Source organism: Ruegeria sp. (assembly GCF_965199275.1).
GTDB lineage: Bacteria > Pseudomonadota > Alphaproteobacteria > Rhodobacterales > Rhodobacteraceae > Ruegeria.
In genome coordinates this window covers 234,518-259,283 of sequence record NZ_CBDAQX010000035.1, presented here as the reverse complement: position 1 = coordinate 259,283, position 24,766 = coordinate 234,518, and the positions used below count along the sequence as shown (strand labels likewise).

At 63.6% G+C, this 24,766-nt stretch carries 29 protein-coding genes; 14 read left to right on the top strand and 15 right to left on the bottom strand.

The window, feature by feature from the left end; all coding sequences use genetic code 11:
- Positions 1-78: 78 nt before the first annotated feature.
- The 4 genes from ACOERD_RS29915 to ACOERD_RS29900 are packed head-to-tail and all read right to left on the bottom strand — an operon-like array spanning position 79 to position 2,415.
- On the bottom strand, positions 79-606 hold the full coding sequence (locus ACOERD_RS29915; RefSeq protein WP_419737939.1) for a DUF6631 family protein: 528 nt from the start codon (positions 604-606) through the stop codon (positions 79-81).
- 4 nt (positions 607-610) lie between these two features.
- On the bottom strand, positions 611-1,393 hold the full coding sequence (locus ACOERD_RS29910; protein WP_419737938.1) for a hypothetical protein: 783 nt from the start codon (positions 1,391-1,393) through the stop codon (positions 611-613).
- A 24-nt stretch (positions 1,394-1,417) separates the two neighbouring features.
- Complete coding sequence (locus ACOERD_RS29905; RefSeq protein ID WP_419737937.1) at positions 1,418-1,849, bottom strand: phage tail terminator protein; 432 nt, start codon at positions 1,847-1,849, stop codon at positions 1,418-1,420.
- The gene (locus tag ACOERD_RS29900; protein WP_419737936.1) at positions 1,846-2,415 is read right to left on the bottom strand and encodes a phage virion morphogenesis protein; all 570 of its coding nucleotides are present in this window, start codon (positions 2,413-2,415) and stop codon (positions 1,846-1,848) included. The genes ACOERD_RS29905 and ACOERD_RS29900 overlap by 4 nt, the downstream gene beginning before the upstream one ends.
- 290 nt (positions 2,416-2,705) lie before the next feature.
- On the opposite strand from ACOERD_RS29900, the gene tnpA reads away from it, so the two are divergent.
- From tnpA to tnpC, 3 genes are read left to right on the top strand one after another with little or no spacing between them, the layout of a single operon-like run.
- On the top strand, positions 2,706-3,116 hold the full coding sequence (gene tnpA / locus ACOERD_RS29895) for an IS66-like element accessory protein TnpA (protein WP_419737609.1): 411 nt from the start codon (positions 2,706-2,708) through the stop codon (positions 3,114-3,116).
- The gene (tnpB, locus tag ACOERD_RS29890; protein ID WP_419737608.1) at positions 3,113-3,466 is read left to right on the top strand and encodes an IS66 family insertion sequence element accessory protein TnpB; all 354 of its coding nucleotides are present in this window, start codon (positions 3,113-3,115) and stop codon (positions 3,464-3,466) included. Before tnpA ends, tnpB begins: the two co-directional genes overlap by 4 nt.
- Before the next feature lie 55 nt (positions 3,467-3,521).
- Entirely contained in the window at positions 3,522-5,228 is a 1,707-nt protein-coding gene (gene tnpC / locus ACOERD_RS29885; RefSeq protein WP_419737621.1) for an IS66 family transposase, read from the top strand.
- 26 nt (positions 5,229-5,254) lie between these two features.
- Here tnpC and ACOERD_RS29880 read toward each other — a convergent pair whose 3' ends face one another.
- The 6 genes from ACOERD_RS29880 to ACOERD_RS29855 all read right to left on the bottom strand — a co-directional run bounded on the left by ACOERD_RS29880 (position 5,255) and on the right by ACOERD_RS29855 (position 10,466).
- Positions 5,255-5,518, bottom strand: a complete 264-nt coding sequence (locus ACOERD_RS29880) for a phage protein Gp36 family protein (RefSeq protein ID WP_419741382.1) — start codon at positions 5,516-5,518, stop codon at positions 5,255-5,257.
- The gene (locus tag ACOERD_RS29875) at positions 5,515-6,033 is read right to left on the bottom strand and encodes a hypothetical protein (protein WP_419739133.1); all 519 of its coding nucleotides are present in this window, start codon (positions 6,031-6,033) and stop codon (positions 5,515-5,517) included. The genes ACOERD_RS29880 and ACOERD_RS29875 overlap by 4 nt, the downstream gene beginning before the upstream one ends.
- A gap of 12 nt (positions 6,034-6,045) precedes the next feature.
- The gene (locus ACOERD_RS29870; protein WP_419740356.1) at positions 6,046-7,137 is read right to left on the bottom strand and encodes a hypothetical protein; all 1,092 of its coding nucleotides are present in this window, start codon (positions 7,135-7,137) and stop codon (positions 6,046-6,048) included.
- 21 nt (positions 7,138-7,158) lie between these two features.
- Entirely contained in the window at positions 7,159-8,190 is a 1,032-nt protein-coding gene (locus tag ACOERD_RS29865; RefSeq protein ID WP_419737613.1) for an IS110 family transposase, read from the bottom strand.
- 246 nt (positions 8,191-8,436) lie between these two features.
- Complete coding sequence (locus tag ACOERD_RS29860; RefSeq protein WP_419741381.1) at positions 8,437-9,006, bottom strand: hypothetical protein; 570 nt, start codon at positions 9,004-9,006, stop codon at positions 8,437-8,439.
- On the bottom strand, positions 9,003-10,466 hold the full coding sequence (locus ACOERD_RS29855) for a hypothetical protein (protein WP_419741380.1): 1,464 nt from the start codon (positions 10,464-10,466) through the stop codon (positions 9,003-9,005). The genes ACOERD_RS29860 and ACOERD_RS29855 overlap by 4 nt, the downstream gene beginning before the upstream one ends.
- Positions 10,467-10,656: 190 nt before the next feature.
- Here ACOERD_RS29855 and ACOERD_RS29850 point away from each other — a divergent pair, with 190 nt between their 5' ends.
- The 3 genes from ACOERD_RS29850 to ACOERD_RS29840 all read left to right on the top strand — a co-directional run bounded on the left by ACOERD_RS29850 (position 10,657) and on the right by ACOERD_RS29840 (position 12,922).
- Positions 10,657-11,301 (top strand): holin-associated N-acetylmuramidase, encoded by a 645-nt coding sequence (locus tag ACOERD_RS29850; RefSeq protein ID WP_419737930.1) that lies wholly within the window; start codon positions 10,657-10,659, stop codon positions 11,299-11,301.
- A gap of 11 nt (positions 11,302-11,312) precedes the next feature.
- Positions 11,313-12,011 carry a 3TM-type holin gene (locus ACOERD_RS29845; RefSeq protein WP_419739128.1) on the top strand — a complete coding sequence of 233 codons (699 nt, stop codon included), beginning with the start codon at positions 11,313-11,315 and terminating at the stop codon, positions 12,009-12,011.
- A gap of 224 nt (positions 12,012-12,235) precedes the next feature.
- Positions 12,236-12,922, top strand: a complete 687-nt coding sequence (locus ACOERD_RS29840) for a hypothetical protein (protein WP_419737927.1) — start codon at positions 12,236-12,238, stop codon at positions 12,920-12,922.
- A gap of 367 nt (positions 12,923-13,289) precedes the next feature.
- Here the strand turns inward: ACOERD_RS29840 and ACOERD_RS29835 are convergent, their stop codons facing one another.
- On the bottom strand, positions 13,290-14,390 hold the full coding sequence (locus ACOERD_RS29835; RefSeq protein ID WP_419737926.1) for an ISAs1 family transposase: 1,101 nt from the start codon (positions 14,388-14,390) through the stop codon (positions 13,290-13,292).
- Between the two features lie 90 nt (positions 14,391-14,480).
- A complete protein-coding gene (locus ACOERD_RS29830) occupies positions 14,481-14,603 on the bottom strand; it encodes a hypothetical protein (RefSeq protein WP_419737925.1) in 123 nt (40 codons plus the stop codon).
- Here ACOERD_RS29830 and ACOERD_RS29825 point away from each other — a divergent pair.
- Positions 14,557-15,291, top strand: coding sequence for a DNA adenine methylase (locus ACOERD_RS29825; RefSeq protein ID WP_419741412.1), 735 nt, complete (start codon positions 14,557-14,559; stop codon positions 15,289-15,291). The two genes, ACOERD_RS29830 and ACOERD_RS29825, sit on opposite strands and share 47 nt — an antisense overlap.
- Before the next feature lie 32 nt (positions 15,292-15,323).
- Here ACOERD_RS29825 and ACOERD_RS29820 read toward each other — a convergent pair whose 3' ends face one another.
- Both ACOERD_RS29820 and ACOERD_RS29815 read right to left on the bottom strand, forming a co-directional pair.
- Complete coding sequence (locus ACOERD_RS29820; protein ID WP_419739072.1) at positions 15,324-15,719, bottom strand: hypothetical protein; 396 nt, start codon at positions 15,717-15,719, stop codon at positions 15,324-15,326.
- Positions 15,720-15,759: 40 nt separating this feature from the next.
- Positions 15,760-17,178, bottom strand: a complete 1,419-nt coding sequence (locus ACOERD_RS29815) for a S24 family peptidase (protein ID WP_419741379.1) — start codon at positions 17,176-17,178, stop codon at positions 15,760-15,762.
- Between the two features lie 333 nt (positions 17,179-17,511).
- On the opposite strand from ACOERD_RS29815, the gene ACOERD_RS29810 reads away from it, so the two are divergent.
- Positions 17,512-17,730, top strand: a complete 219-nt coding sequence (locus ACOERD_RS29810; protein ID WP_419737919.1) for a hypothetical protein — start codon at positions 17,512-17,514, stop codon at positions 17,728-17,730.
- The gene (locus ACOERD_RS29805) at positions 17,727-18,008 is read left to right on the top strand and encodes a hypothetical protein (protein WP_419738681.1); all 282 of its coding nucleotides are present in this window, start codon (positions 17,727-17,729) and stop codon (positions 18,006-18,008) included. Before ACOERD_RS29810 ends, ACOERD_RS29805 begins: the two co-directional genes overlap by 4 nt.
- 400 nt (positions 18,009-18,408) lie before the next feature.
- Here ACOERD_RS29805 and ACOERD_RS29800 read toward each other — a convergent pair whose 3' ends face one another.
- Entirely contained in the window at positions 18,409-18,678 is a 270-nt protein-coding gene (locus tag ACOERD_RS29800; protein WP_419737805.1) for a hypothetical protein, read from the bottom strand.
- Positions 18,679-18,951: 273 nt separating this feature from the next.
- Between ACOERD_RS29800 and ACOERD_RS29795 the strand changes: the two genes are divergently transcribed.
- The 5 genes from ACOERD_RS29795 to ACOERD_RS29775 all read left to right on the top strand — a co-directional run bounded on the left by ACOERD_RS29795 (position 18,952) and on the right by ACOERD_RS29775 (position 24,755).
- Complete coding sequence (locus tag ACOERD_RS29795; protein WP_419737804.1) at positions 18,952-19,689, top strand: helix-turn-helix domain-containing protein; 738 nt, start codon at positions 18,952-18,954, stop codon at positions 19,687-19,689.
- A complete protein-coding gene (locus tag ACOERD_RS29790) occupies positions 19,686-19,916 on the top strand; it encodes a hypothetical protein (protein ID WP_419741378.1) in 231 nt (76 codons plus the stop codon). Before ACOERD_RS29795 ends, ACOERD_RS29790 begins: the two co-directional genes overlap by 4 nt.
- A 113-nt stretch (positions 19,917-20,029) precedes the next feature.
- Entirely contained in the window at positions 20,030-21,772 is a 1,743-nt protein-coding gene (locus ACOERD_RS29785) for an IS1634 family transposase (RefSeq protein ID WP_419737624.1), read from the top strand.
- Positions 21,773-22,047: 275 nt separating this feature from the next.
- Complete coding sequence (locus ACOERD_RS29780; RefSeq protein WP_419737916.1) at positions 22,048-22,857, top strand: hypothetical protein; 810 nt, start codon at positions 22,048-22,050, stop codon at positions 22,855-22,857.
- Between the two features lie 212 nt (positions 22,858-23,069).
- Entirely contained in the window at positions 23,070-24,755 is a 1,686-nt protein-coding gene (locus tag ACOERD_RS29775; RefSeq protein WP_419741377.1) for a Mu transposase C-terminal domain-containing protein, read from the top strand.
- Positions 24,756-24,766 lie beyond the last annotated feature (11 nt).

Sequence of the window (24,766 nt, the reverse complement as noted above, 5' to 3'; positions counted from 1 at the left end):
TCCTCTCAAGCCCGCGCATCCGCTGCCGCTCGGCGGCGCGCCCGTAAAGCACCATCTGCCGCCAGGTGAGGGTCGCCATCAGCTCGTCGGGGCGTCCATGTCCTGCGCTGGCAAGAAGGCTGAGGAGCTCAGCGAGGCCCAATATGCGCTCATCGTCTCCCGGCCCAGGTGCTGGCCCAGAAGACGCGCGGTAAAAAAATCGGTGTTGACCTGCCAGACCGCCATCGTGAGCATCCCCGCCCAGGGCTCGCGCAGCGCCGCGATCCAGCCCGTCTCGCGACCCGTCGAGATCGCACAGATATCCGCCCAGAGATCGGCATGTGTGCCCAGAACTTCCGCCACCCGCGCCGGCGTCATGCCCTCGGGCTCCCCCAGAAGCGCGGCCAGGTCCTCGATGAGCCCCCGCGCGCGGGCCTGCACGTTCAGCCCGTCCATAAAGCGGAACTCGCGCACGGTTACGCTCACCTCCGCGCCGGTTTCGGGGTCCTGCAGCATCAGATCCATGTCCGGGAGCAGAACCGCCGCCTCACACTGGCGCGGATCGGGGGTCCCGGGTTCCGCTGTCCCGGGATCTGTCTCTGCGGTATGTTTGCGGGTTTTGCGCATCGGATCAGCCCTCCGGTCCGTAGATCACCAGCGCCGCGCCCGCATCTGGTTCGAGAATTTCCACCTGCAGCGGGATGCGCTGCGCCTGGGTCGGGTTTTTCAGGGCCATCTGCCCGTTGGGCGACACCGTGCAGCGCGGCGCAAAAAGGCGCTTGCCCACGCCCTCCACCGCATCCTCGATATAGCGCAGGCCGAACTCGCGCAGCTGTGCCTCCGAGGAGGTCGCGCGGGCCAGGGTCTGTGCCACCGGGGTGTAGCTCACGCGCACCGCCTTGGAGGCGCCGCTGATGGGCTCGAGATCGGTGAAGAGGATCCGGGCCCTGCCATGATCGATCCTGTAATGCGCCGCGTCCAGGGCGGTGTTGCCGCTCGCGCCTTTCCTGACCGTCACCGCCGGGGTGGCGGCGATGGCCGAGACCCCTTCGGGGCGCGCGCGGCTCACGCCCAGCTGGTACCAGACATCTTCGCGCAAGGCGGAGAGCAGCTCGCCTTCCACCACCTGCGCGGATTGCGCATCACGGCCGGTTTCGCCGAGGATGAAGAGCGCGAGGTTTTTTGCGCTCATATCCTCCAGTTCGATATCCATCCGCCGCGTCACGCTGCGGGGCTTGTGCACCAGGCGGCGGCGCACAGGCCCGTTGCTGCTTTCCACGGTGATATACTCGCTTGTCACGGTGACGGAACAGGAGGGCAGTTCGCCCAGGTACCGCTCACCGCCTTCCGGCTCGATCAGGTAGAGCCAGCCGGCCCCCACCACGATCTGGTTTTTATGGTGCTCCTCGCGCATCGCGTCTTTCCTTCCATGTGCTGTTCAGGTCTTCACCCACCAGAGCAGATCAAACCCCTCCTCCCAGACCGCGCGCGACGGGGTCAGTTCCGCCAGGCGTCCCTCGCGCCAGATGAGCGGCTCTTTGGCGCCGGGCGGGCGAAACGCCGCAAGATGTGTGCGGATCGTCTCCAGGATCGGTGTCAGCTGCAATCTGGCCCTTGATCCTCCGGGATCGTTGCGCAGCGGGATGGCCACAACCACGGCCAGGCGGGTGATGATCCGGGCGGCAGCGCTCTGCCGGTTCACCGGATCGGCGCCGCTTTCGCGCAAGGTCAGCACCGCGATCACGGGTTTGCCCTTCATCTGCGGCACTCCGCGCAGGCTCTCGCAGATCTCGACACCCTCAAGCCCGCCCACCTCGGAAAGCCGCTCCACGATGGCCCGGGGCGCCTCATGTCCCGTCACCCGGCTCATGGCAGCGCGGCCTCAAGCCAGTCCTGCATCACCCCGGCAAGGCCCAGGCGATCCTCCGCGTCGATCCCGAGAAAGGGGCGCGCGGGCAGTGTGATGCGCCGCGCGCCGATCTGCGCGATCGCAATGGGCACACTGCCCGTCTTGCGCCGGCGCGTGCTCTTGCGCGCGGCAAACCGCCCCTGCCCATCGAAGGCCAGAACCTGGGTCCGCGCGCTCTGTTCGATCTCGCCGCCGAACTGGTGAATGGCGGCGTATTCCACATTGGTGCCCACCAGCACGCCATCGGCCTCAACCGACCAGGTGATCGAGTGCTGCAAACGCCCGGTATCGGTCAGTGTCCTGCCGCCGCGCGCCCCGGCTTTTGCCCGTTCGCTTTCGACCCAGGGGGTGCCGTCGGGGTCTTGCGCGGCAATGAAGCGCCGCTGCACCCCGTCGGCCAGCAGCGCCCCGATTGCGTCATGGAGATCGGCGCGCTCGGCAGGCTCTCCAAGCCGTCCGGCCAGAGTGCCCAGCGTGGCGCGCAGCGCGCTGCCTTCCAGCGCGATCTCGATCCGCGCCCCGCTCATCGCCCGCGCTCCGGGCAGGATGTGTCGCCAAAGCCGTCCGCGACCGGACCCTGAGGGGCCGCGATGCGCGGGGTTTGCGCCCGCCGTCTCACCGCTTTGCCGTCCGCGCGCACCAGAACGGCCTGGCCCCCGGCCAGGGCGCCAAGCTGCGCCCGCGCCCGCCGGGCGCCGTGTTTGACCGTATCGTAAGCGTAACGAGGTGCTCACCCATTTTTTGCCTCGCGCGCTAGCCCCTGCGCTGTCAGATTTTCCTTATCGTAACAGGGATAAGGATTTTCTCCATGGAGTCGATGACGGAGTTCCTCCGCTCGTTGGGCGTTGAGTATCAAGTTGATGGCCGTCGCCGATGGTCGCATGATGCGAAGGCATACATTGTTGCCGAGACTTTGAAGCCGGGGGCGACGGTAAAAGCTGTGGCTGGTAAATTCGGGGTCAATGCGAACCGATTGTCGGAATGGCGTTGTCTGGCAAAAGATGGGAAACTGGTGCTTCCAGCTCCGGAGCCTGATGAACATGTTGAGTTTGCGCCCGTGGTTCTTTGTGACGGTGATGAGGCAAGTGTTCAGCCGCAGGTTCGCCCGCCATCGTCACCAGCGGAAAAGGTCGAGATCGTTTTCCGCGGGGTGTCGATCAATTTGGGCACCGATACATCGGCACAGCGAATTGCCGAGATTGCCCGAGCGGTTGGGGTTGTTGAATGATTTTCCCTGCACAGAAGTTGCGCATTCTGGTCAGCACACAGCCGGTGGATTTTCGCAAGGGTCATGATGGCTTATGTGCTCTGGTGCAGTCGGTTCTGCGGGAAGACCCGTTCAGCGGGACGGTGTTCGTATTTCGCGCGAAGCGAACGGATCGGCTGAAGCTGGTTTTTTGGGATGGGTCAGGTCTGGTTATGGCTTATAAGCGTCTGGAAGATACAGACTTCGTCTGGCCTGCTATTCGCGATGGGGTGATGACGCTGAACAGAGCACAGTTTGAGGCGCTTTTTTCTGGTCTGGACTGGCGGAAGGTCAAACCTGTCGAGACGCGGCGGCCAACTGCGGCAGAGTGAATCAGGCGGTTGATTGGGCAGGATTTAGAAGTTCGGGCTGTGTATGCTCGCAGGTATGACTGCCGACTCCAATGGTTTCAATCTTGATGCTCTGCCCGCCGAACATAAAGAGGCTGTTCAGGCCTTTGTCGAGGACAATGCACGTCGGGTTGCCGAGTTGGAGGAACTGACAACCAAGCAGAGCGCCTGCATATCAGATCAGGGGGCGCACATTGCAGATCAGGCCCAGCAAATATCGGATCAAGATCGGCAGATAACGGGTCAAGACCAACAGATTGCAGAGCAAAACGCTTTGATCCTTCGTTATGAAAGCCTGATTGCGGAATTGAAGCGGGCGCTTTACGGCAAGAAATCGGAAAAACTAACTCAGGACGAGCGTAATCTCGGGGCCGAAGATCTTGAAGTTGCGCTCAGCGAGGCGGAGGCCTCAAGCGAGGCAGCCACTCAATCCTGTGACAAAGAGAAAAAGGCAAAGCCCAGGAAAGCGCCTGAGCGCAATATCGGCAATCTGCCTGAAGATCTGCCGCGGATCGAACAGGTGATCGAACCTGACAGTGTTGAATGTCCGTGCGGATGCGGCGCGATGCATAAGATTGGTGAAGATCGCAGTGAACGGCTGGACATCGTGCCCGCGCAGTTGCGTGTGATCGTAACGGTCCGTCCGAAATATGCCTGCCGGTCATGTGCTGGAGGCGTGAAACAAGCACCGGGACCATCGTGGCTGATCGAGGGCGGACTTCCGACCGAAGCGGCCATCGCGCACGTGTTGGTCAGCAAGTATGCAGACCACCTTCCTCTGTACCGTCAATCGCAGATACTTGTGCGCTCTGGCATCGACATTCATCGCGCCACGCTCGCGGGCTGGGTCGGAAAGGCCGCGTTCCACCTCAAGCCGGTTGTTGAGCGGCTGGCGGAACACCTGAAGTCTTCGACCAAACTGTTCATGGATGAAACCACGGTCCCAGTCCTCGATCCGGGAGAGGGTAAAACGAAAACCGGTTATTTCTGGACGTTGGCACGTGACGACCGATCCTGGAGGGGCGATGCACCACCAGGGGTTGTTTATTTCTATGCACCCGGTCGGGCTGGCGAAAACGCAGAGAAGTTTCTCAAGGGGTTCAACGGTGTTCTGCAGTTGGATGGGTATCAGGGGTATAATCGGTTGATGCGGCCAACGCGGAAAGGGGGCTCTCCGATCCGAGCCGCCTATTGTTGGAGCCACGCTCGCCGCAAACTGAAGGAGGTCTTTGACCGCGACAAGTCCGGGATCGCAGCAGAGGGCTTGCGTCGGATTGCCGAATTTTACGCAATTGAAACTGAAATTCGGGGCCTTCCACCCGAACAGCGCCTGTCTGCGCGCCAGACACAAACCGCGCCCTTGGTTGCCGAGTTCGGCACCTGGCTTCAGGAGCAGCGCCTGCAGGTCTCTAAAAAATCCAGACTTGGTGAAAAGCTCAACTACATTCACAAACATTGGGACGGCTTGCAGGTCTTTCTCAGTGACGGCCGGGTTGAGATCGACTCCAACAACGTCGAAAATCTCCAAAGACCAATTGCCCTTGGGCGGAAAAACGCACTGTTTGCGGGTCATGATGAAGGCGGCGCCAGTTGGGGCCGTATCGCATCTCTGATACAGACCGCGAAGTTGAACGGCGTGGAACCCAATGCATATCTGACCTCAACGCTCCAAAAAATAGCAGCCGGTCACCCCCAAAGCCGTATCGACGAGCTCCTGCCATGGAACTTTCAAAAGTCAAGCTGAAATGCCATGTGTGTGCCTCGTTACGCTTACACCGTATCGGACATCTCGTCGTCATAAAGACGCGCGCGGGCCAGATCACAGGCGATGGCGCGCAAAAGCGGGTAATCGCCCTCCGGCAGGGGCAGATCATAGAGGCGGGCAAGGCGCGCATCGATCGCCGCCGCCGCATCCGCCAGCACCGCCTCAAGCCGGCCGTCATCGGGCCGGCCGTCAGCGTCCTGATCCAGAAGCTGGTCGATCTCGTCCGCGCCAAAGCGGGCGCGCAAATCCGCTGCCGCCGCGTAGCTCATGTGGTGTCTCGCCCCGTCTCTGGCCCCGTCTCCGCCCTGCCGCCTTCTGCGGCCTGCGCGGCCTCCCAGGCCGCATCGCGCTCCGCCGCGCGGATGTCGCGCAGCCCGGTGATCTGAGCCAGCGCACGGACCTCGGGCTTGCCGCCCCGCGTCCAGTGATCGGGATGGCCCGGCTCCAGGGCGGCCATCGCGCGGATCAGGGCCTCTCTGCGCTGCGCGGGCTCTGTGCGCTCCGTGGGCTCCGGGTCGGCAGGGGGAGCAGGGGCATCCGGGCCGGGCGGGCCGGGCGGGGCATCCGGGTCAGGCAGGTCGGTGTCGGCCCCCGCGCCGGGCACCACCGCATCCCCGCCCGCGATGAGCGGCTCTGCGGCGGCGCGCGGCCAGGTCACGACCGCGCCCGCCGGGTAATGCAGCCCGTCATGTTTGACTGCGCTCAAAAGCCGGATCTCGAGATCACCTTTCTGAACGGCCGGGGCGGGATGTGCGCCTGCGTTCGCAGCTTGTGTCCGTGTCATTCGCCCCTCCTCTCACGCCACCGCGTTGCGGAAGAAATACCCCGCCAGTTTCGCAACCATCGCCTCGTCGCAACTGTCGACCACGCGCACCACATAGGTGCCGCGCACCCCGATGCGCGGATCGAACCCCACCATCACCTGGCGGCCCAGATAGGGGGCGGTGAAGCCCAGGCTGGGCGGGCCTTTATAGTCGGTGTTGGGATCGCGGCGATAAAGCAGCGCGTGCTTGCCCCAGCAGCGGGCCAGGTTGGCCGCCTGGCCGGGCCGGGCGGTGTTGACCCGGGCTGAGCCGACATGGATGCGCAGCATCAACACCCGCTCCATCGCCTCGCGGCTGGCAATGCCGGAATCCCCGTCATTGGCATGGGTGGCCTTGAGCATGCGCGGATGGGTGCGCAGGGCGGCAAAGACCTCCTCGCCCATGGCGATATCGGTGGGCTTGACGATCATGCCGGTCTGCGCCGCAACGATATCCCTGAGCGGGTTGCTGTCGGCATGGGTCCATTGCGAGCTGCCCGACAGGGTGATCTTGTTGGTGTCGGGGTAATGGGCCGGATTGAACACCAGTTCCGCCACGCGCAATTCGCGCGCGATCATCAGAAGATCGGTCAGCACCATCGACGCGCGGTCGATCGGGTTCATCGCGGTGGGGGCTGTGTTGGTCACGTCATCGGCCGGGATCGCGTCATCCAGCCCGTAATCCTCCACGGACCGGGTGTCCTCGGCCGAGCTCAGATGCACCATGGCAGGCGCGGAGCGGCGCCCCACCCGGGTGGGCGGCACCGTGAAATGCTCCTCAATGGGATAGCGGTTGAACCGGTATTCGCGGCGCATCAGGGCCGCGAGGCGCGGCAGGATCAGATCGGCGATATATTCATCATTGGCATAGCCCACGGCAATGCCCGAGCGATGAAAATCCACCGGATAGGGGCTGGGCGCGGGACCGGCGGCAAAGCGCGCGCCGGGCGGCAGGTTGCCCTGACCGGGCGGGGTCGCAAAGAGCGCGGGGCCCGGAAGGCCCCCGCCCTGAATGGGCTGCCCCTGCGCGCCCCCGGCCGCAACCGGCATCAGCTGCGCCGGATCGGGATGTTGAAACTGGAACATGACTGCCTCCTATGATGATTGTCAAGCAGGGCATTGATTTTGTTTGATTTTAAATTCGGCAAAATCGTCGAAGACCCAGCCGTTCTTGAGCGTGTCATAGATGATCTTGAGCAGCTTGCGGGCCGTGGCTATGATCGCCTTGCCCGCGCCACGGCGTTCCTTGATGCGCCGATAATAACTGTTGAGATATCCCGAATAGCGGATCGCGATGAGCGTACATTGCACCAGCGTGGTGCGCATGAGCTTGTTGCCGCGCTTCGTGATCCGCCCGTGATGTTCGGTTTCGTTCGAGTTACTCACCTTGGGCACGATGCCGACATAGGCGGCCAGCTTGTCCGCGTCGGAGAAGTCTTCAACCCTGCCGATCCCCGCCAGCAGGACCGCGGCAGATCGCGCACCGATCCCCTTGATGCTGGTGAGCCCCTCAAAGCCTTTCATGGCCGAGGCGGCCTCCTCGATGGCCTTGTCGATACGGTTCAGGGTCTCGGTCAGGCCGAGCGCCTGGTCCCGCAATGCCGCCAGTTCGACCTGCTCAAGCGGTGTGAAGCGGCTGAGATCCAGGTCGCGCAGGCGCTTCTTGCTGGACAACCCTTCCTTCTTCAGCTTCATGCCGTGACGGACAAACATCGCGTGGATGCCGTTCAGCAGCATGGTGCGCTGTTTGACCAGCATGTCACGCGTCCGGGTCAGCGAGGCCAGTTCGCTTTCCTGAGTGGACTTGAGCCGGGTTTCCGGCAGCATGTCCTTCGACAGGAAGAAGGCCAAAGCGCGCGCATCGTTCTTGTCGGTCTTTTTCACCGATGTGCGGATCACTTTAAACTGGCGCGGGTTGACCACAACGATCCGGCCGACACAGGGTTCCACCTCACCGCAGAACCAGGCCGTGTTGCCGGTGGCCTCGACCGCCAGTTCGTCATCCGCATCAAGGCTCTGACAGAACCGCTCAAGCGCCTGCGCGGACAGATGAAAGGTTTGGAATGTTTCCGATCCGTCCGTCTCACGCCGACAGATCGTGAAGGAATTCGTATGAAGATCGACACCTATGTAAGCCATGGCTATACTCCCTGCTCAAGGAGGCGGAGCCCCCAATGGGGCGTGAACGGCCAAACCAAGCTCCTATGCAGGATCACCGGCCAAAACCGGGCCCTATGGGGGCTGTTCGGAAACAGGCGAAAGCTAAGCTCCTCAACAGGGTCACAATGCCCTAAGACACAATTCAGCCTGAGACCTATCCGCCTCCCCGAATCCTCTAACAGATTCAGGGCGTTTGGCCGATCACAAATCATTCATACCCCCTCCTCAGATCTGTTGCGGCGCGATCAGAACCCGGATCAGGTCCCCCGGCGCGTGCGCGGCTTGCAGGGCGATGCCCACCGCATGCGCGCGGGCCTGCCAGCTCACCAGGAGCCGGTCCCCGGTGGTCGCCTCCGATAGGGTCAGGCCCGCATCATCCGTGAGGGTGGCCTGGCCCAGGCGGTCGGCATAGCCGTCTGCCAGTTCGATCACACCGACAAGCCTGTCAGAGGCCCCCAGACCCGGGACCGCAAGGGCTGCATTCGCCGCACCCCCGTCCACGACACGCTGATGCAGACCGCCGCGCGGGGCGCGAATGCCCCGGCCTTTCGCATCGCCGCTCACCAGGGTGCCGGCGCTGAACGCGCCCCCCGCCTCCAGCATCGCAATGCCCGCAAGATGAATGTCCACCGCCCCGCCGGCGCGTGCACCAAGATCGGCGCTGATCCCGAGCGGCAGGAAGCCCGGACCTGCCGCCTGAACCGCTTCCGCGTCGGGATCGGTGATCCGGCAGACCCGGCGCGCGGCAACACCGGCACCGGCCTTGAAGCTCTTTGTGAGCAGATACTCCATCATTGCGCCGTCTCCCCGTTTGCGGCCCGGTGGATCGCTGTGGGCAGATCAAGCGCACCGCTCTTGTCCGCCGCCATCAGCGCCCGCGCCCGGTTGGCCAGATCCTGGGTGGCCGCCGTGAACTGTGCCTCCGGTGAAACCTGCGCGCCCACCTGTGCGCCCACCTGCGCGAATGCGGGGGCAGGGGCATGTGCGGGGTGCAGGGCTGTGCCCTGCCCCAGCGGCACCCGTTGCGGCAGGGCCGAGATCAGCCCATCCAGCACCTGCGACGGGCTGAGCGCCATCGGCCGCCCGTCCACCCCCGCCATGGTGATCTGGCCACCGCCCTGATCGAGCGCGCAGAACAGCGCCGCATAGGCCTGCGCTTCCGCCGGCAATACACGCCCGGCCTGCACATGCGCCGCCACACGCGCGCTTGCGCCCCGCTCGCGATCCATGCCTTCGCGCGCCAGGCGTTCGGCCGCGATCTGCTGGCGCTCGGCAAAAAGCAGCTGGCGTTCCGAGGCCAGCTCGGCCACTTCCGCCGCATCCCGGGTCTGGGGCCCCGTCACACCACTGGCCCCCGGCGGCAGCGCCCCGGCGGGCGGGGCGGCCGCAAAAAGCGGCTGGACCGCACCCTGCGGCTGTGAGACAGGCACAAACTGTAGAGCCGGCTGCCGGGCTTGCTGAGAGGCCTGCTGAGGGGTTTGTTGGGCCGCCTGGGCTGTAAATTGCGGCGCCACATCTTGTGAAAGGGGGTGGGGCTCAAGCGCCTCACCCGGTCCCTGTTGGATGGGCTGTACTTGCATCTGTGCTGGGGGCTGGGCTGGCATCTGCGCGGGGGGCTGTGCGGGGGGCTGGGCCGTGAACCGGGCCGCCCCCGGGTCCATCACGGGCTCCATCACGGGCTGCATCACGGGGCTGGGTTGCGCGTCAAGCGGCAGGGCTGCAGCCTGCGGCGGCACCCTTACGCTGGTGAAAACGGGTTGGTTCATCACACCCTCCGGTTGGGGACAGGAAAAGACAAGCACGCCATCGGCGCGCGCGGAAAACTGCGAAGGTGACAGACCTTCAATGGCCGGGCGCGATGCGCCCAGAAAGCCCAGATGCCGCAGGCGCCAGCCCGTGGACAGGGGCGCAAGCGCCACCGAGCGCGGCCCATAACGCCCCGCCTCCACCGCCGCCCGAAACCCCGCATCCAGGCGGCTCAGACGCGCCTGCAGACGATCGCCTGTCACCCGCAACCCGCTGACCCAGCCCATGGCAGGCCCGTCCGTGTCCGGATGGCCCAGCACCACAGGGGCCGGGTCGGCCCCGGCATAATCACCCACGATCGCGGCCAGATCGCCTTGCGTCCAGGTCGCGCGCCGCCCATGGGCATCGGTATGGGTGCCCGCCCGGAAAATATCGATCCACCCGTCCAGCGCGGAAAAGGCGGCAGAGGCAGCGGATGGGGCTGCGGCAGGGGCGGCGGAAACTCTCATGAGGCCCAGGCTATCAGCCACAGCCCTGCGCGTCAGCGGACCATGGTCCGCTGACGCAAGAGCCCAAACCGCGCTACCCTGAAGCGCAGACACATATACCCCGAGCGCGCCCGCCGACAGGCGCGACCATATCGGGGGGGGGCCGCTCGCGGCGGGGCGGCCCCTCCCTCCCATGTGACGAAAGCGCGCCATGCAACACCCGGAGCAACACCCGGAGCAGACCACAGAGCAGACCCCGGAGGCCATCGCCCGCGAGATCGTGGCCCGCGAGGGCGGCTATGTGGATGACCCGGACGATCCCGGCGGGCCCACCAAATGGGGCGTGACGATCCACACCATGCGCACCCTCATGCTTGATCTTGACGGCGACGGCGATGTGGATGGCGAAGATGTCAGGTGCCTCACCCAGGAGATGGCCGTCGATATCTTCCTGCGGCACTATTTTCGCGCGCCCCGCATCGACTGGCTGCCGCAGGCGCTGCACGCCAGCGTCTTCGACATGCAGGTCAACGCCGGCTCAAACGCCATCAAGATCCTCCAGCGCCTGCTGCGGCTCTGCGGCCAGGACGTCAGCGTCGATGGCGCCATCGGACCCCAGACCGCGCGGGCAGCAGACGCGCTGGCCGCACAGGGCGCGCCGCTCGCGGACGCCTATGGCATCGCCCGGCGCGATTATTACTTCCGCCTCGCCGAGCGCCGGGCGCAGTTCCGCAAATACGTGCGCCGCCGCGATGGCGGCAAGGGCGGCTGGATCCGCCGCGCGGAAGACTTCATCGCCCCGCGCTTCCATCTCTCGCAGCGCCAGTTCGAAACCCGCATTGCCACCTGGACCTGAGGAGGCCCCACATGTTCCTGCGCATCCTCTCCGGCCTCTTCGGCGGCACCCGCAATGTCGCCACCGAGGTGATCGAAACCTTCCGCCCCAATGCGGAAAGTTCCGCACAGCGCGCCGCCGATGCCAAAGCCGCCGCCCTGGCGCAGTTTGCCGCCGAGTTCGCAAGCCCGCCCGCCGGAGCCTTCGACCGCGTCGTCAACGCGCTCAACCGCCTGCCACGCCCGGTCATGGCGCTCGGCACCATCGCGCTTTTTGCCTTCGCCATGTGGGACCCCCAGGGCTTTGCCATCCGCATGACCGCGCTCGAGCTTGTTCCCGACAATCTCTGGATCATCCTGGGCATGATCATGAGCTTTTATTTCGGGGCACGCACTTTTGAGAAAATGCGCAGGTCCCGCCCGCCAAAAGACGTCGCCCGCACCCTCGAGACCATGGCCGCCATCGAAGGGCTGAGACCGGCTCAGGATCATCCATCGGGCGAAACGGCATCAGGGAAAGTGGCAGGGGAAACAGGCGCACATCACGACACCCCGGCAGAGCCCGAAGGCCACGGCACGTCAGCGGGCACTCCCGAAGCGGACAGTCGAGGCGCGACCGCCGAACCGCGCGTACCCGGCACCGGGGCAGGCACCGCCAGGCGCGAGGCCCAACAGCCCCGCAAAACCACAGGCAATGCCGCCCTTGATGAATGGCTGGCCGGAACGGCGTGAGAAGACACGATTGAGGCGGCCGACCGGTTTTGCCATCCCGGACAGATATCGGGATCATTTTGACAGAGGGCCGATTCTGTACAATGTTGAGAAAAGTGCAGTTGAGATCGCCATGGCCCCGGCAACACGGAAATTGCCTGCCCGGGCATTAAAGCGCTTGAGCCGGAGCGGGGTTCCATCAGCCGGAACCCATTGAATTTGACAGCAAGTCAAGGCAGGGACAATTGGAAGCAGAAAAAGAAAATGAATGTGAATTCAGTGCGCAGTTGAAAGAACTGGAAAGCGACGCTGATCAGGCAAGTTGGTATATCGGCTTCCTTAAAGCCACGGTTGATAATCCGGACGTTTGCGATCGTCTGAATGGGTCAATCTGCGGGCATGCGGGTGTGGTCGCGCGCGCAGGCGCAAAAAACTCGGTCATTCTCTACTGCAATCGTGCATGGGATGAGGGCCATGACGTAATCTCCTTACCGAAGGTGATGAAAATCCTGCCTGGATTAGAGGTTCTGGAGGCTCGCAAAAGGGATCGGCTTGATCGCGCGCTGGACGCCGAAGATAAACAGTGCCTGTCGTCATCTCTCGAATGCCTGAAAGCCAAATACGTCGCCATAAGTGCCTGCCCCGAGAGAGCGGCATTTAGGGTGTTGCGATCAGAATGGCTCGCACACAGGATTATCGGGAGCCGCGATAGGGTAAATGCCGAAAAAGCTGACCTGAATGTTGACGGTGCGACGTATGATGATCTCCTGCGATTTGCCGAAGGAACCGCTAGTTTGGTTGGTCAGCTTCGCTATTTGTGGGACCAGAAAGTTGACCCTTATCCTGACAAGATTGAATACGCCACCTGTATCGCCCGGGAATTTTGGCGCCTGATCCCGGTTTTGAAAGATGTGGAAGCAGGTAATTATTGAGCCTGTCGGCGTTGCGCCCGCTCTCTGAGTTTTGGGCAGAGTGCGGATGTCGAGCCACCTCCTCAACACATCCAGGCTGCACACTATGTGATTAAAAACCGGACAAAGCCCCGCACGGACCATGGTCCGCTGCACGGCACCCGCTGCCCATGCTATGGACCCCCCGACGCCGCCCGCATCGCGCCATCCAAAAGGCCGGGACGGGGGCCGGGATGCGCAAACATCCCGAACCGGGAGAACGAGGCCTCCCACGACCAGAACAGGCCAGCACTGGCCATCCCGCCACCCTGCACAGGGCGGGATCATGATCGTGGAAGTCCTTTCCCATGTCCATGCCCTTGTCCACACCCGACAGGGCAATCGCGCTTCAAAGCCCTGCGATTAGAGTGCGCAGAAAGTCGTTACTCCAGCCTGCCTTTTTGAACTTCACGCGGTTTGAGCCTTTCGCGGTATTTGTCTTGATGATGCCCAATGCGATCCGTCGTAACGCGGCGAAGTTTGCGGGCGCGTTGTCTTTCCGCGCGCGGTGATGATCGTCGTTCATCACAACATCCAGTGACCAATGCAAGCTGTTCTCGATTTCCCAGTGGCCACGGATCAGCGTGGCGGCTGCCTGAGCGGTGAAGCATTTTGACAGGAGGTACACCCGCTCGGACTGCTTGGTCGTGTCGCCTGCTGTGCGCCTGGAAACGACATGAACGAATGCGCCAAGGTGCGGCCATTGATGGGTGTCGACGAGATAGTTTGGCACGTCGTAGACGCGATATGACCGCTCCTCAACCCGGCCATGGTCACCCTCTACAGAGATGTATTCATCAATGTATTCAATATTCTGGTCAGCCACGAAAGCCCGCACGTCGGCTTGCATGTCGCCCTGATTGCCCTTGAGCTGCATGCAATAGTCACCGCCTTCCTGCACGATCAGGTCACAGGTTTCCCGCTGGCAGTGCAAGGCATCGGCCGTGATGGTGATGCCACGAATGTCCAGCATCTCAATCAGCTCGCGCAGAGCCAGAATCTCGCCGCCGCCCTTGGCACTTTGCGTCACTCCAAGGCTCAGACGTGCGCCATGAGCAAAGGCAGTGACGACGTTCAGGTTCGATTGGGAGGCCGCTCTGTCAAAGCTGCGCCGCATCTCCTTGCCGTCTATGGCGATCGCTGGATGCTCGGCATGGGCCGCAGCAAAGTCGCTTCTGAACTTGTCGAAAAAGGCCTGTAGGCTGGTTGGCTTCATCAAGCGAAAGAGCCGCGAGTAGGCATCATGGCAGGGGATGCCGTGGGGCAAATCGAGAAATTCACGAAGGAATTCCTCCTTCATCTGCCCAAAATGCTCCATATCGACCGCAGTCTCCCCGCCAGACAGCGCACACAACAGGCTGATCGTCATCAGGTCACAGAACTTATGCCGCGGCGCGTTACCTCCACGTGGATCGTCTTCTTCATTGAAATAGCTGGATAATGTCGGCATCTCGAAACTCCATCGCATGATGAAACCTCAAGAATCCAATTCGACTCAACTGTCAAAGCTTAAGTGCGATTCCCCTGCCACACCCGATCGCTACACGCCCAAGACCGGAATGGCGCCGGTGGAGCCGGCCGCGCCCGTGGCCCCCTGACTGGGCGGCAAGCGCTGTCTGGCCGCGCGCATCGCCGCGCGGATCGCCGCCATCCCGCATGTCACCTATGCCGAGCCCTTCGTGGGCATGGGCGGGGTGTTCCTGCGCCGCGAGATGCGCCCGCGCGCGGAGGTGATCAATGATCTCAGCCGCGATGTCAGCACGCTTTTTCGCATCCTGCAGCGCCATTACCCGCAATTCATCGAAACCCTGCGCTTCCAGCTGACCACGCGGCCCGAGTTCGAGCGCCTGGGTGCAACGGACCCCGACACGCTCACGGACCTCGAACGCGCCGCGCGCTTTCTCTACCTGCAGCGCACAAGCTTTGGCGGCAAGGTCACCGGGCGCAGCTTCGGGGTCAGCAAGGAGCGGCCCGCGCGCTTCAACCTCACAACGCTGGAGCCCCTGCTGGAAGACCTGCACACCCGCCTGGCAGGGGTCGTGATCGAATGCCTGGACTGGGAGGCCTTCATTGCCCGCTATGACGCGCCGGGTACGCTGTTCTATCTCGACCCGCCCTACCTGGGCCATGAGGGCGATTATGGCCCGCACATGTTCGCACGCGCCGATTTTGCGCGCATGGCTCAGATCCTGAAAGGCATCAAGGGAAGGTTCATCCTGTCGATCAATGACCGGGCAGAGATTCGCGAGATCTTCGCATGGGCCGATTGCGAAGAGGTCGAGACGCGCTATTCGGCCAATGCAAAGGCCAGCAAGCGGGTCAGCGAGTTGCTGATCTCAGGCGGCGGGTGAGGCACTGCTGGAGTTCAAGCCATTGATGAAGGCTAATTCGCGCGGCACTCAAGACGCCATTGATACTTGCAACCGCCCGCACCATCGTCTGTGTCGTCGAGAAATATCTGCGTCCACGGGCCTTTTGCAGACGATGTGCTCCACCCGCTACAAGTTTCCGCTTCCGGATATTGAGGCTTGCACTGATTTGGTGATTTAGCCACCTCCCGAAAACACACCCTGCAAGCCTCAAGCTTCGGTGCGATCTTTTTGTCGAAATCGCTGATGACCTGTTTCATCTCTCGATCAGATACCGCGCCCAGGGCTTCAGCCATTTTGCCGTTGGACAATAAATTTGCGGCGGCGGTGAGCAGCCCAATAAACACCGTTGCCAATACTGCACTTATCGCGCCGTTAATAGCGCCGTTAATAATTCGGTTGCTGTCCATATCCCCATCCTCATCACTGATTCGCCGTTTGATCCTATCATCACCCCCCCACCACAACGGCCTTCTCCGGCCCGAACCAGATCACCCGGCCCAGGATGTGATCCCCCGGCCCGACCGGGCGCGGCGGGTAGCCCTCAGGGTTGTCGCTGGTCATGATCCATTCCCCCGTGCCCCCGTGCCCCTTCTGTCTGAGCCGCTTGACCACAAGACCGGTCCCGGTGCGGATTACGAAAGCCGTGCCCTCGCGCGCCTCCCGGTCGCCGTGATCGATCACCAGGATATCGCCCGAGCGAATCGTGGGGTGCATTGATGTGCCCTCGGCGCGCAGCGCAATGGCCCGCTCGGGCTTCAGGCCCGGTGGCAGGGCCTCGCTCGGAATGCTTAAGTTCATTTCCGTTTCCTCGAACACCTCTTCGCCCGCACCCGCCGCCGCGCGCACGTCGCCGGCAAAGGGCAGACTGATTCGGGTCTCGTCCTCGTCCGCTGCGGGCGGCAGGCGGGCGGCAAGCGCATCCAGCTTGGCTTCCAGATCGTCCTTCAGGGACCGCGTCTCGGACTTGAGCGCGCGCGCCACCTTCCGCTCCAGCGCCGCCACGGGCGTGGCATGGGCCGTGCCCCGGGTGGCAATCTTTGCCTCCATCGCTTTCAGCACCGCATCCGCGCTTGCGCCCTCGGGCAGGCCCAGCATGTCGGTGATCGCCTTCGGCACCCGCTCCACAGGGGCGACATTTGATCCCTCGGGTGGCGCGGCGGGGGCAGGCGCTTTCGGGTCGGGGATATATTCGGCCCCTTCCGTACCCGGCTTGCCCCGGAACACCGCCACCACCGGGTAGACCTCGCGGATGCCCGCCGGCAGCCGCTCCTCGTCAAAGCTCTGCTGCTCGCCGTCGCGTTTGGGAAGCCAGCCCCGGAGCTTGAGGGAACCGGTTTCTGTCTTTTCCACCAGACGCTTGATCGCCGCGCGCCCCTGAAAATCCAGTATCCAGACCCGGTCCCCGTCCCGCACCTCACGGCCCGGCGAGACAAGGCACACACAGCACCCGTCGATGCCTTCGGGGATCATCGACTGCCCCGTGGCAGACACCCAGAAAGCCTGATCGTCCATGATATCCTCCGGTCTGGGCAGGGGGTCGCGCAAGGGCTGGCTCTTCGACCAGCCCTGCACCGAGCAGGTGGCCAGCCCCCGGTGCGGCAGGGTCGCCTCGGTGAAGCGCTCCCAGTTCGGCGCGCGCGGCGATTCGACAGGTACGCCATCGCGCGGCGGGCCGATGTAGAACTCGAGACCAAGGGCGCGGCAGAGAGCGCTAAGCGTTTCAGCCGTAGGCGAACTTCCCCGTCGCATTGCTTGGATTGGTGTTTTTTTTCGGCTCCCAAAGGCTAATTCGCTGACGCGCGCTTGCGAAATGCCGAGGTCAATACGTCTGTTATCAAATAACTTGTGTAATTCTGCGGTTTGCATTGCTGTAAAATTACACAAGTTATGCGCGTTGCAAATATACATTGAATGATTACTGCAATTATGCAATGCTGCTTTTATGCAGCGATCTGAACTCATAGCCCTTGTAGACACTTTCCGAACCAGAGTTGACCGTAGCGAAGCGACAATTTCCGGTTGGGCTGTCGGCCATGCCCGGCTTTTCAGCCGCATTCGACAAGGGCTCGGGTTTACGGATCGAACTTACAGTCGCGCGCTGCAATGGTTTTCCGACCACTGGCCTTTGGACCTTGCCTGGCCTTCTGACATCCCGCGCCCGACCCCGACGCCGGGCTCGCCTGCTGCGGAGGCGGCTGCATGAGCGGGCGCTGCGATCACTGCGGCGGCCGCGATGCGGGCGTCTACGAGCTGGCGCTGATCCGGGTGGATGATCACCTGATGGAGCCGGACGCCGTGGCCTGCGCACGCATGACAGCACTTTGCGCACCCTGCCGCGATGCGCTGGCCACCCGCGTGGCGGGCCTCTTGCCGGTCTGGGAGGGCGATCCCGCTATGAACAAGGACCGGACTGCATGATCACCACACTCTTCGACAGGCAACAATACATCTGTGGCGTGGATGTTCTGGCAACCCGGAAAGACCCGGTGGAACGCCTTGCGACCCGCAAGGTCATCGCCGCCTTTGCCACCGCATCTTCGGACCTTGGCGTGTTCTGGATTGAGTACGATCTCTCCGGGGCGGGTATCGAGATAAACGACTATGATCGTGCGTTCATTCGCCGGATCGCGGGTTTGCCCACTGCTCAATCGTCCCGCGATCCTGATCCTCATTCCGGCCCGGGGGCAGCAGCTTAATGGCGTCATCAACAGAAATCGCGCCCGAAAGCAGGCCTGCCCTGACCACAGCCATGAGGGGGCGCATAATGCTCATGATCGTTTCAAAATCCCGATTGCCGGCCTCACTTATACGCCGGTCGATCTCCGTCATTAACATGTATTTTTCCGCATCCATTTATCTCTCCATCGGTTGGTTTGCATCTCCGATGGAACCGGCGGCGGGACCAGGCGTTACGCCCGGTCCTGCCAAAGCGGAGGGTCTGTCATGATCCGCCCGCCCGACACCCCTGCAGCAACGAGGTAACGGCCATGCATAACCATCCTACTCCGAATCTTGACGAGATTGCCGATCCGGCTGATCGGCTGATCAATGTGCTCGTCGACGAGATGGATTGCAGGGGGCCGATCGCCGCCGCGCTCAGGGTGACGTTTTCTCGCCGCCAGAAACAAGATCACGAATTTGATCAATGAGGCTGATCGTGACCCTCATCTCCAGTTCATCCCAGGCGTCTTCGGGGCTGACGCTCCGAATGGTGCGCTCCATATCGTTGAGTTTTTCCGCAAATACCTCCGCTGATAGCGCGCCGCTGTCGATCAGGGAGGCAATCAGCGCGATCAGTAAATGGTGTGTGCTTCGGGCTGAGCGGCTTGCGACCTTGGCGATTATTTCGGCGTTATCTGGATCCATCTTTTCCTCCATCGGTTGGTTTGCATCTCCGATGGTACCGGCGGCGGGGGAGGGCGTCACGCCTGACCCGGCCGCCACCCCTGACCGGTTACTCCCTGGCTCTGCGCGCCCGCCTGTAGCGCGCAGCACCTGCCCCCACGGCCCTGTCCGTGGAGGCCTTCTTGCCCGGCTCGTCCGCGCCCTGGACGATCACTGGCTGAGCGATCTCATTGGCGCGGTCTCGCTGTTCGGGGCACTCTGGGTTCTGCTGGTGCTTGCCTGGGCGGTGAGCCCATGAGCGCCGCCTCCGATTTCCGGCAATTGCGCCGCGCCCTTGCGGAGGCGGGCCGGTCGATCGGCCCGGCCGAACCCTGCGGCCGCATGGATGCCCGCACCGCCAAAGCCACCTTGGGCGGACTGCGCAAGGCGGCGGCCCTTGGCGCAGAGCTTGAAGCCTGCGGCGCGATGGCCCGCGCAGAGGCGGCGCTCACCGGCGTGATGGCGTTTGAGACGGGCGACAGGATCGGGCGCGAGGCGGACGACAAGACCGCCCCCGAAACACTCCCCGAGATAACCCCGGAAACATCCCCTGCGACGGGGCACGCACCCGTCCCGCAAAGCGACACACCGCCCCTTTCGCGCGCGGAGCTGCGCGCCCTGCTCAGCGAGCTTGCGCCGCTGCCGCATCTGCCGGGCGGGCAGGACCGCGCGCTGGCGCGGATTGTCCTGGTGAGCGCCCATGTGGCCGGGCTGGAGGCGGATGCGCTGCGCGGGGGTTTCAAGGATCGGGAGGTTGCACAGGCGCGGCAGATGGCCATGTGCCTGTGCGCTGCCCTCACGCAAGCCACGTATGGGCGCATCGGTGCGGCCCTTGGCGGGCGCGATCATAAGGCGGTGACCCGTGGCATTGCCCGGGCGCAGGCGCGCATCGAGGCCTGTGATGGGGCGGCGCTGATGGTGGCGGAGGTGCTTGCGCATCTCAACGAGACCCCTGCGGGTGGCGGTGCGCCCTGTGGGGGAGGGCGCTCATGATGCATGCGGCGCGCCTCTCCCGCTCCCCGCGCCTGCAGCGCCTGCACGCGTTTTTGCGCGACGGGCGGGAGCACTCGACGCGCGAGATCGTGACGGGGGCGGATGTCTGCGCCGTGAATGCGGCCGTGGCGGAATTGCGCGCCAACGGCGCGGAGATTGCCTGCCGCCAGGGTATCGATCCGATGACGATGGAGCGCATCTTTCCTGACTTCCGACCTTTTTGTTGATCTGACTGGGTTTTTGGTTTGTTTTCAGGTGTGGTTGCTCAGAGGCGCGTTGTAGTGCCCCATTATTATAAAAAGTATTGACATGGGCCTTCAGATGGCTAACCTCTTCGCCCATGTTCATCCGCACCAAACATGACGCAAAGCTCAACCGCACACGGATCCAGATCGTTGAATCCGTCCGCACCGGCTCCAAGGTACGCCAGAAGATCCTGCGCCATGTGGGTGTGGCCCATAACGACAGCGAGATTGAGGATATCAAGCGTCTGGCGGGCCGCTTGATGGAGCAATTACGCATTGATCGCTCGCCGCAAATGGAACTGTTCACGCCCACGGAATATGCCGATCTGCAGGCGCTGGTGCGCCGCGCTCCGCGGCCGGACAAGCTTGGCGTTGATCTTGCCGAGTGCCGTGAGGAGGCGCGGGTCTCTCTGGGTCTGCGGGATGTCATGGGGACGATGTATGACCAACTGGGTTGGGGGGCCCTTCTGGGGGCGGCGCGTAAAAGTGCCAATCGCATTGTGAAAGAGCTGGTTATGGCGCGGATCGCACAGCCCGAGAGCAAGCGCGCGACCGTGGAGGCGTTGGAGAACCAGGCAGGCATCACGCTCAATCTGGACGTGGTCTATCGGAGCATGGATTACATCAATACGCCGGTGATAGACGGGATTTGCAAAACCTCTCACGCGGCGGCAGAGAAGTTGCTGGGCGGGCCAGTGACCGTGCTGTTCTACGATTGCACGACCCTGGCCTTTGACACCGAGCGCGAGGACCCGGCCGAGGATGCGGACGGGGTCGAGCAGGATCATCTTCTGGCCAAGGGCTTCAGCAAGGATGGCAAGCATCACCGCGCTCAGGTCATGCTGGCGCTGATCGTCACCTCCGATGGGCTGCCTGTGGGCTATGAACTCTTCCCGGGAAACACCTGGGAAGGTCATACGCTGGAAGCTGCGCTGAAGGCGTTGGAGGGACGCTTCGACGTGGCCAGGGTCACGTTCGTGGCCGATGCCGCCATGCTCAGCAAGGACAACCAGCAGATGTTGCAGAACAAGGGTCTGCCCTACATCCTCGGCTATCGCATGAAGTCCGCCCCGGCCGCCGTGAAGGCGAACATTTTGAGCCCGGAGGGACGCCAGCCTTGGGCTGGACACGGTTCTGAAGAGGCAACCGAGAAGGGCTGGTACAAGGTGATCGACCAGGAGGGAGCGCGGGTCATTGTGACCTGGTCACCCACCCGGGCACGCAATGATGCCCACAAGCGCGACAAGGCAATCGAAAAGCTGCACAAGAAGCTCAAGCGCTCTCGCAAACCCGGCAGCTTCAGCAGCCGGGGATATGGCCGCTTCCTGGCCTTCCCCGACAGCGGGGACGTCACGCTGGATGATGCAAAGATCAAGGCAGCGGCACAATGGGACGGGCTGCATGCCATTGTTGTTCATGGTGCGGACGAACTGGAGGCACAGGACGTCATTGCCCGCTATCACCAGTTGTGGGAGATCGAAGCCTGCTTCCGCACCAACAAGCACGATCTGAAAATCCGGCCCATCTATCACTGGTCGCCGCGTCGGGTCCGGGCCCATATCGCCATCTGCTACATGGCCTTCTGCTGCCTGCAGCACCTGCGCAAGCATCTGGACCTGCTCGGACACCCGATGAGCCCGGCTCGTATCCGCAACGAGTTGAACGCATTGCAGCTCTCGATCCTGCGCCACAAAGGCACCCCTGACCGCTACGGCATGCCAAGCCATGCCACGGTCGATGCCAGACGCATCCTCACCTGCGTCGGCCTGACCTGGAACGAAGCCCCTTTCAAGATACCCCCCGGGCGCACCCGAAAAACTGGCCAGACCAAAGCCTGAGCTCCCTCAACACTCCGAAACAATCGCTGGCGAAAAAAGTCCGTGTAGTGCCTTTTGGCAACCAAGGCATAATAATATCAATGACTTATACGAAAAAATGTCGGAAGTCAGGAGATTGCCTGCCGCCAGGGTATCGATCCGATGACGATGGAGCGCATCTTTCTCTACCGGCTTGTGAGGCCGGTCCCGCCACCGGCTCAAGGGGCGCCCGAACGCGCCCCCGTGTTGCCGGAACCCGAAGATCAGCAAGGCCACACTGGAAAAGAGGACGCGCAATGATTGAGCCCCGCGAACAGATAGAGGCGCGCCTTGATGCCGAATGGGAAGAGAAGGGTCTTTCGATTGTGGCGCGCGAAAGGGCGTTCGACCGTGGCCTTGACGGCATTGCCTGGGAGATGGGTGACTGGGTTGCCGAGCGCCCGACGGCCTATGGCGACATGACGCGGCTGGCGGAAAAGCTGGACGTGCCTTTGGGCACATTGAAGAACCGCGCCTCGGTGGCGCGGCGGATCGAACCGTCCCGACGCCGGGACGAACTGAGCTGGTCGCATCATGCCGAAGTGGCGGGGCTGGAGCCGGAAGAGGGCGACGCGGTTCTGGCCGAGGCCTCGCTTTACAACTGGTCCGTGGACCGGCTGCGCGGCGTGATGGCGGAGCGCTCCGCAAGGGGCCGTGCCGAGCGTGAAAACGCGCGACTGAAGGCGGAGATCGAGGCGCTGAAGGCCGAGCGGGCGGGGCCCGATGCGGCGCGGCGCGTGGTTGATGGTGTGCGCGCCGATATCGAGGCAGGCCTTGATATGGTGGAGGAGGGTTATCGCCGCATTCTCGCTGCGACGGAATCGGAGGATCTTGCGGTCGCGGTTGCAAGTCTGCACGGCAATGCACGCCGCCGCCTGGCCCCGTCACTGGAGGCCCTGATCGGACGGGCGCTGGAGGAGAGGGTTACGAAGCTGGCCGGAAAAGTCAGCGCGTCGCTCACCCGCCTGGCGACGGATGCAAACCGTCACGACGCCATGACGATTGATGACGCCACCCCGGAACAAACCGGCCCCTTGCCGGCAGGGATTTCAGGCCATAGCCCATGACATTCGCACCACCCAAACCCGCCATATCGCCAAGCCCGCCCCCTGCAGCGCCCCTGCAAGGCCCCTCCACGCCCCCAGGCCTGTCAAATGCAAACCCCCTCAAGGCCCCCTCAAAGACCCGTTCAGGCACGGTGCCTTCCGCCGGTCTTCCGTCTCGTTCAGACGCACCCCCGAGCGCACCCCGCTCGTCTGCCGCACTGGCGCAGGCGCGGATGCGGCTGGATGCGGTGGCGGCCTCCGAGCGATTGATAGCCACAGGGATAGCGCGGGCGGATGCGGATGCCCGGGCCGCAAAAGGCGCCGGGGTGACAGGTGACACCGTGCGCCGCTGGCGTCTGACCTGCCAGGGCCTGGCACCCGAGGCGCGGCTGGTGGTGCTGACCGACCGGCCCGGGCGCGGGCGCTGCGGGCCGCTCAGTGACGCGCAGATGCGCGACTGCGCCCTTGCGCTGATCCATGAGCATGGGCCCCATCTGACCGCCTCCCATGTGGTGCGGGTGCTGAAGGCGCGCTATGGCAAGACGCCGTCCTTGCGCGCGACACAGCGCTGGCTGAAGACCTGGCGGGGCGATGCGGAGAACGCCCGTGCGCTCTCGGCCGTCTCTGATCCTGACGGGCATCGCGCGCGGCTGGCCCCTGCGCTTGGGTGCGCGGCGGCGGAAGTGCGCGCGCCCAACGCGCTCTGGGAACTGGATTCGACGCCTGCGGATGTGATCTGCACCGACGGGCGGCATACGATCGTGGGGGCCATTGATGTCTGGGCGCGCCGGGCGAAGGTTCTGGTGGTACCCACCAGCCGGGCAACGGCGATCTGCGCGCTCCTGCGGCGCTGCCTTGTCGACTGGGGCGTGCCGGAGGTGGCGCGCACCGATGAGGGCCGGGACTACACCTCGCGCCATCTCACCCGGGTGCTCTCGGACCTGGGCATCCAACATGACATCTGCCCGCCCTATACGCCCGAGGCAAAACCTTATATCGAGCGCTTCTTCGGCACGATGACGCGCGATCTCTTTGCCTTCCTGCCGGGCTTTACCGGCCATGACGTGATGGACCGCAAGAAGCTTGAGGCAAAAAAGTCCATGTCCCAGAGACGCGGCACGGACGCGGCCGAGACCTTTGACATCGCGCTTTCCGGGGCGGAGCTGCAGCGCAAATGCGACATCTGGGTCGAGGCCATCTATGGGCGCCGCGCCCATGGCGGCACCGGCGAGAGCCCTTTTCAGCGCATGGCGGCCTGGCCGGGAGACCCGGACAGGCCCCTGCGCCGGATCGGTGATCCGCGCGCGCTTGATCCGCTCCTGGCCGAGCCGGTGAGCCGCTCGGGAGACGGGCCGCGCCGCACCATCTCCAAGCAGGGCCTCTCGGTGGGGGGTATCTGGTACATCGCCCCGGAGATGGGCACCCGCGTGGGTGAGCGGGTGGAGCTGCGCTATGACCCTGCTGATCCCGCGCGTCTTTTCGTGTTTTCGCCTGAGGGGCGGTTTCTCTTCATGGCCGAGGACCCCGCGCGCACCGGGGCTGATCTGACCCGGATCGCGGCGCAGGCGAAAACCCGGGCCCGCAAGGCCGACAGTGCCGCCCGCAAGGACGCCCGCGATCTGGCCCGCGCCCACAATCCCAAAGGGGCGATGGAGGATGTGCTCAGCGCGGGTGAGGCGGCGGCGGGCAAGGTGATTGCCTTTTCCAGCGTCGGGCCGCGCAGCGGGGCACGGGCGGATCAACCCCATGAGACGCCGGCACTCAAGGAGGCCGGCAAGGCGGCCGAGGCGCGTGCGGGCGCAGGCGGGTCTGCGTCCAGCGCCGCACCCAAAGCCTCCCGCCGCACCGCTGGCGGGGCCGGGGGCGCCAGCCCTGCGCTGGAGGCGGCCGCGAAACTGTTTCTGGATGAAGGCATCTGAGAGAGGAGAAC

Coding starts and splice junctions, on each gene's coding strand:
- ACOERD_RS29775 (WP_419741377.1), top strand. CDS start 23,070: ATGCGGCTGGATGCGGTGGCGGCCTCCGAGCGATTGATAGCCACAGGG.
- ACOERD_RS29870 (WP_419740356.1), bottom strand. CDS start 7,137: ATGTTCCAGTTTCAACATCCCGATCCGGCGCAGCTGATGCCGGTTGCG.
- tnpB (WP_419737608.1), top strand. CDS start 3,113: ATGATTTTCCCTGCACAGAAGTTGCGCATTCTGGTCAGCACACAGCCG.
- ACOERD_RS29915 (WP_419737939.1), bottom strand. CDS start 606: ATGCGCAAAACCCGCAAACATACCGCAGAGACAGATCCCGGGACAGCG.
- ACOERD_RS29910 (WP_419737938.1), bottom strand. CDS start 1,393: ATGCGCGAGGAGCACCATAAAAACCAGATCGTGGTGGGGGCCGGCTGG.
- ACOERD_RS29835 (WP_419737926.1), bottom strand. CDS start 14,390: ATGCCGACATTATCCAGCTATTTCAATGAAGAAGACGATCCACGTGGA.
- ACOERD_RS29900 (WP_419737936.1), bottom strand. CDS start 2,415: ATGAGCGGGGCGCGGATCGAGATCGCGCTGGAAGGCAGCGCGCTGCGC.
- tnpC (WP_419737621.1), top strand. CDS start 3,522: ATGACTGCCGACTCCAATGGTTTCAATCTTGATGCTCTGCCCGCCGAA.
- ACOERD_RS29795 (WP_419737804.1), top strand. CDS start 18,952: ATGAGCGCCGCCTCCGATTTCCGGCAATTGCGCCGCGCCCTTGCGGAG.
- ACOERD_RS29805 (WP_419738681.1), top strand. CDS start 17,727: ATGATCACCACACTCTTCGACAGGCAACAATACATCTGTGGCGTGGAT.
- ACOERD_RS29850 (WP_419737930.1), top strand. CDS start 10,657: ATGCAACACCCGGAGCAACACCCGGAGCAGACCACAGAGCAGACCCCG.
- ACOERD_RS29815 (WP_419741379.1), bottom strand. CDS start 17,178: ATGCAAACCGCAGAATTACACAAGTTATTTGATAACAGACGTATTGAC.
- ACOERD_RS29845 (WP_419739128.1), top strand. CDS start 11,313: ATGTTCCTGCGCATCCTCTCCGGCCTCTTCGGCGGCACCCGCAATGTC.
- ACOERD_RS29780 (WP_419737916.1), top strand. CDS start 22,048: ATGATTGAGCCCCGCGAACAGATAGAGGCGCGCCTTGATGCCGAATGG.
- ACOERD_RS29855 (WP_419741380.1), bottom strand. CDS start 10,466: ATGAGAGTTTCCGCCGCCCCTGCCGCAGCCCCATCCGCTGCCTCTGCC.
- tnpA (WP_419737609.1), top strand. CDS start 2,706: ATGACGGAGTTCCTCCGCTCGTTGGGCGTTGAGTATCAAGTTGATGGC.
- ACOERD_RS29865 (WP_419737613.1), bottom strand. CDS start 8,190: ATGGCTTACATAGGTGTCGATCTTCATACGAATTCCTTCACGATCTGT.
- ACOERD_RS29875 (WP_419739133.1), bottom strand. CDS start 6,033: ATGACACGGACACAAGCTGCGAACGCAGGCGCACATCCCGCCCCGGCC.
- ACOERD_RS29880 (WP_419741382.1), bottom strand. CDS start 5,518: ATGAGCTACGCGGCGGCAGCGGATTTGCGCGCCCGCTTTGGCGCGGAC.
- ACOERD_RS29790 (WP_419741378.1), top strand. CDS start 19,686: ATGATGCATGCGGCGCGCCTCTCCCGCTCCCCGCGCCTGCAGCGCCTG.
- ACOERD_RS29860 (WP_419741381.1), bottom strand. CDS start 9,006: ATGATGGAGTATCTGCTCACAAAGAGCTTCAAGGCCGGTGCCGGTGTT.
- ACOERD_RS29810 (WP_419737919.1), top strand. CDS start 17,512: ATGAGCGGGCGCTGCGATCACTGCGGCGGCCGCGATGCGGGCGTCTAC.
- ACOERD_RS29800 (WP_419737805.1), bottom strand. CDS start 18,678: ATGGATCCAGATAACGCCGAAATAATCGCCAAGGTCGCAAGCCGCTCA.
- ACOERD_RS29905 (WP_419737937.1), bottom strand. CDS start 1,849: ATGAGCCGGGTGACGGGACATGAGGCGCCCCGGGCCATCGTGGAGCGG.
- ACOERD_RS29785 (WP_419737624.1), top strand. CDS start 20,030: ATGTTCATCCGCACCAAACATGACGCAAAGCTCAACCGCACACGGATC.
- ACOERD_RS29820 (WP_419739072.1), bottom strand. CDS start 15,719: ATGGACAGCAACCGAATTATTAACGGCGCTATTAACGGCGCGATAAGT.